2 protein-coding genes and 1 pseudogene are annotated in these 3,844 nt (G+C 64.6%); 2 read left to right on the forward strand and 1 reads right to left on the reverse strand.

Features of this window, described 5'->3' with window-relative positions; genetic code table 11:
- Positions 1-16: 16 nt before the first annotated feature.
- The gene (locus VGD20_RS02000) at positions 17-2,311 is read right to left on the reverse strand and encodes a DPP IV N-terminal domain-containing protein (RefSeq protein ID WP_331132854.1); all 2,295 of its coding nucleotides are present in this window, start codon (positions 2,309-2,311) and stop codon (positions 17-19) included.
- Between the two features lie 94 nt (positions 2,312-2,405).
- Here VGD20_RS02000 and VGD20_RS02005 point away from each other — a divergent pair, with 94 nt between their 5' ends.
- Positions 2,406-3,629 (forward strand): hypothetical protein, encoded by a 1,224-nt coding sequence (locus VGD20_RS02005; protein ID WP_331132855.1) that lies wholly within the window; start codon positions 2,406-2,408, stop codon positions 3,627-3,629.
- A 31-nt stretch (positions 3,630-3,660) separates the two neighbouring features.
- Positions 3,661-3,844, forward strand: a pseudogene (locus VGD20_RS02010) (hypothetical protein); the annotation flags it as partial.

Consider the following 3,844-nt stretch of genomic DNA (forward strand, 5'->3'; position numbering starts at 1 on the left):
AGCGTTTCTCCATATGTCAGGGGGCGGGCGGGGCGGCGGCGCGGGCGTTCCAGTCGGGGGTTTCCTGTCCGGCGAGATTGTGCAGGAAGAAATCGAACTGTTTGCGCTGCCCGTAATCGATCGGGCCGGTCGAGCGGCCGACCGAATGACCTTCGCCCGGGACGACGAGCAGGTCGAACACCTTGTCCGCCTTCACCAGCGCGCTCACCACCTGCATCGTGGAGGCGGGATCAACATTCTCGTCCTGCTCGCCGACGATCATCAAGAGCTTGCCCTGGAGCCGCCAGGCATTGTCGACCCCAGAGGAGGCCGAATAGCTCGCATCGACGGGCCAGCCCATCCACTGTTCATTCCAGCTGATCTTGTCCATGCGGTTGTCGAAACAGCCGGCAAAGGCGACCCCGACCTTGTAGAATTCAGGGTGGAACAGCAGGGCGAGCAGCGTGTCCTGCCCGCCCGCCGAGCCGCCGTAAATGCCCACGCGCGAGACGTCGTAGCCCGGATATTTCGCCGCGGCCGCCCTGTGCCACAGGATGCGGTCGGGAAAGCCCGCGTCGGCGATATTCTTCCACGTGACGTCGTGGAACGCCTTCGAGCGATTGAGCGTCCCCATGCCGTCGATCTGGACAACGATGAAGCCGAGGTCGGCGAGCGACTGCATGCCGACGACCTTGTCGCCGCCGGCATGATAGCCGAACGGCCACCATGTCTTGGGCACGAAGCTCGAGTGCGGGCCGGCGTAAATATTTTCGATCACCGGGTAGCTTTTGGCCGGGTCGAAATCGCGCGGGCGGACGATCAGCCCGTAGATATCGGTCTGCCCATCGCGCCCCTTGGCGACAAAAGGCTCGGGCGCCTTGAAACCCGCGGCGAGCAGTTTCGAGATGTCGCCGCGCTCGAGTGTCGCGACGAGACCGCCGTCGCTCGTACGGCGAAGCTCGGCGACGGGCGGCAGGTCGACGCGCGAGTAGGTGTCGACGTAAAGGCCCATGTCCGGGGACAGCGCGACGTCGTGGTACGCGTTCGCGCTGGTCAGCGGGGTCAAATCGCTGCCGTCGAAATCGACGCGGTAGAAATGCTGGAAATAGGGATCTTCGCCCGCGTTCATCCCGCTCGCGGTGAACCAGATCTGCCGCTTCGCCTCATCGACTTTCACGACATCGCGGACGACCCAGTCGCCCTTGGTGATCTGCGTCTTCACCGCGCCGGTGGCGCCGTCGAAAAGATAGAGATGGTTCCAGCCGTCGCGCTCGGACATCCAGATCACTTCGCGGCCATTGCCGATGTCGTAGCGGAAGCGGCGTCCCTGATTGATGAAGCTCTTTGCCTCTTCGGTCACCGCGGCGTGCGGCGTGCCCGTCGCGGCGTCGACCGACACGACGCGTGCGAGCTGGTGGCCGCGCTGTTCGTAGATGAAGCTGACGCTCGCGCTGTCCGCCCGCCATTCGAGCTTCGTCATGTCATAGGGATTGGCGAAGAGATCGCCCGGAACCGCGAGTTGCCGCCCGGCGGAGATATCGAACAGCGCGGGCTGGTCGATATCGACCGCGTCGCCGGGCTTGGGATAGAGTTGCTCCATCAGGCGCGGCTGGACCTGGTCGGCCGGGGTCGACAGCACGCGGGTGACGATCCGGCGAAAGCCGGGGCGGACGCGATAGGCGGCGAGCTTCGCCGAATCGGGCGACCAGGCGATCGATTCGGGATCGTAGAAATTGGCGTCCGATCCGTCGGTGCTCAACCGCTTCCACGCGCCGCCGACGGGGCGCACTGCGATATTGAAATTCTCGACATGGGCTTCCCATTTGCCGTCGGGCGAGCGGCGCGGGTTGTTATCGGCGGGAATCGCGAGGTCGCGTACGACGCCGAAGGCGCGCGGCCGGCCGGCGCGGGGCGCCTTGGCGCAGACATAGTCGGCGAGGCTGCATTGCCAGCCGTCGTCGTGCAGCGAAAATTTGATCGCCTTGCCGTCCGGGGAAAAGGCGAAGCTTTCGAACGGCAGACGTAGCGCGGTGGTGCGTTCGCCCGTTGCCTTGCCGAGCGCCGCCGCCAAGCGCTCATGGTCGAAGCTCGGCCGCTTCTTGCCCGACTTCATGTCATAAGTGACGAAGGCGAAGCCTCCGGGAACCGTCTTGCGATAGGAGTAGCCGCGTCCCTCGGCATTCCATTGGCCGGGAAAGGCGACATCCTGCGTCAGATACATCCAGCTTTCGCGCAGCGCGAGCGAACGATCGACGTCCGCCGCCGACACTTGCGCCGCCGCAGGAGCAGCAATGAAGGCAAATGCCAGCATGATGATGGGCCCGAACCGCATAATTCCCCCTGCTGATTGACGGGTGCGAGTTTATTGTATTTAGTATACGATGCAAGGCTGGTTTGGAGTCGGCTCAACAATATCCAGGGGGACGATGATGGCGCATCTGAAATGGATGATGACGGCGGCGGGCCTGGCGATCGCGGGGCCGCTCCACGCGCAGCCGGCAGCGCCGGTGCCGCAGACCGAGACCGATGCCTATACGCGCTACGAGCTGCTGGCGCCGGGCAGCAACAAATTCCGCATCATATATGAAATCACCGCGAGTTCGCCCGGCGCGACCGCCTATTACAACCCAATCCGCCCTGGCAGCGTCGCGACTGACGAAAGCGTCACCGACCGCGCCACCGGCAAGCCGCTGGTCTTCGGCGTCGTCCCCGGCGATGTCGCGAAGGCGGGCGGCGTGCGCGGTGCCAAGCCCGACGGTGAATATATCGAGGTCAAGCTCGCGCGCCCGGTGGCAGCCGACGGTGGCGAGGGCCGGGTGCTGATCGACAAAACCTATGCCGATGCCAAAAGCTATTACAGCGAGGGCGACGTCATCGTCTTCGACCGACCGCTCGGCAACAAGCGCAATTCGGTCGTCCTGCCTGCGGGATATGAACTGGTGTCGTGCAACTATCCGGCGCAGGTGCTTCAGGAAGCCGACGGCCGGATCAAGATCGCCTTCTGGAACAACACCCCCGCCGAGGCGCCGCTGCTGATCAAGGCGCGGCCCTCGCCCGGGCTCAAGGCCGTCCCGTCGAACGTCAAGGCGCCGCTTGTCGAGCGCGCGTATCAGAGCCGCGAGGTAACCTATTTCCTCCAGCCGCCCGAAACGCATAGTTTTGACCTGTATCACGACTATACCGAGACGCGGCCGGGGGTCGGCACCTATGTCAACATCGTCCGCGCCGGCAGCAGCGCGTCGAAACCGTCGGCGCGCAACCTCGACACCGGCGCGCCGCTGCGCTGGGAGATGCTGAAGGGCGATGCGATCCTGAAGGCAAACCCGTCCGAAAAAGGGGTGACCGCCGACACCGAAGCGGTCGTGTTCTATTTCGACCCGGTGAAACAGGGCGAAAGCGCGCGGCTGCGCTTTTCCGAAACCTATACCGACCCCGAACGCTATGGCGCGACCGGCGACGAACTCGTCTGGCACCGCTCGTTCGGGCGGCCGCTCAACACCGTCGTGCTTCCGGCGGGCTGGGTGCTGACCAACAGTTCGATCCCCGCGACGATCAGGCAGACCGACGACGGACGCACCCGGCTCGAATATATCAACCCGCGCGCCGACGAGATTGACGTGATCATCACCGCGCGGCAACGCGCGAAGTAACGGGCGAAAAGCGTCCCGAAGGGAGAGATAGATGACGTTCCTGACCCTCGCCTTGCTGGCCATGCAGCCGGCGGCACCCACCCCGCCCCCAGCGCCGGCGCTGGTCGCTGCGCCGTCGAAATGGGCGACGAAGGAAGGCGACGTCACGATCCGCGATTTCAAATTCCGCTCGGGCGAGATCATGCCCGCGGTCCGGCTGCATTATTCGACGCTCG

Origin of the sequence: Sphingopyxis sp., assembly GCF_036402335.1 — a bacterium.
Lineage (GTDB): Bacteria > Pseudomonadota > Alphaproteobacteria > Sphingomonadales > Sphingomonadaceae > Sphingopyxis.

Coding starts and splice junctions, on each gene's coding strand:
- VGD20_RS02005 (WP_331132855.1), top strand. CDS start 2,406: ATGATGGCGCATCTGAAATGGATGATGACGGCGGCGGGCCTGGCGATC.
- VGD20_RS02000 (WP_331132854.1), bottom strand. CDS start 2,311: ATGCGGTTCGGGCCCATCATCATGCTGGCATTTGCCTTCATTGCTGCT.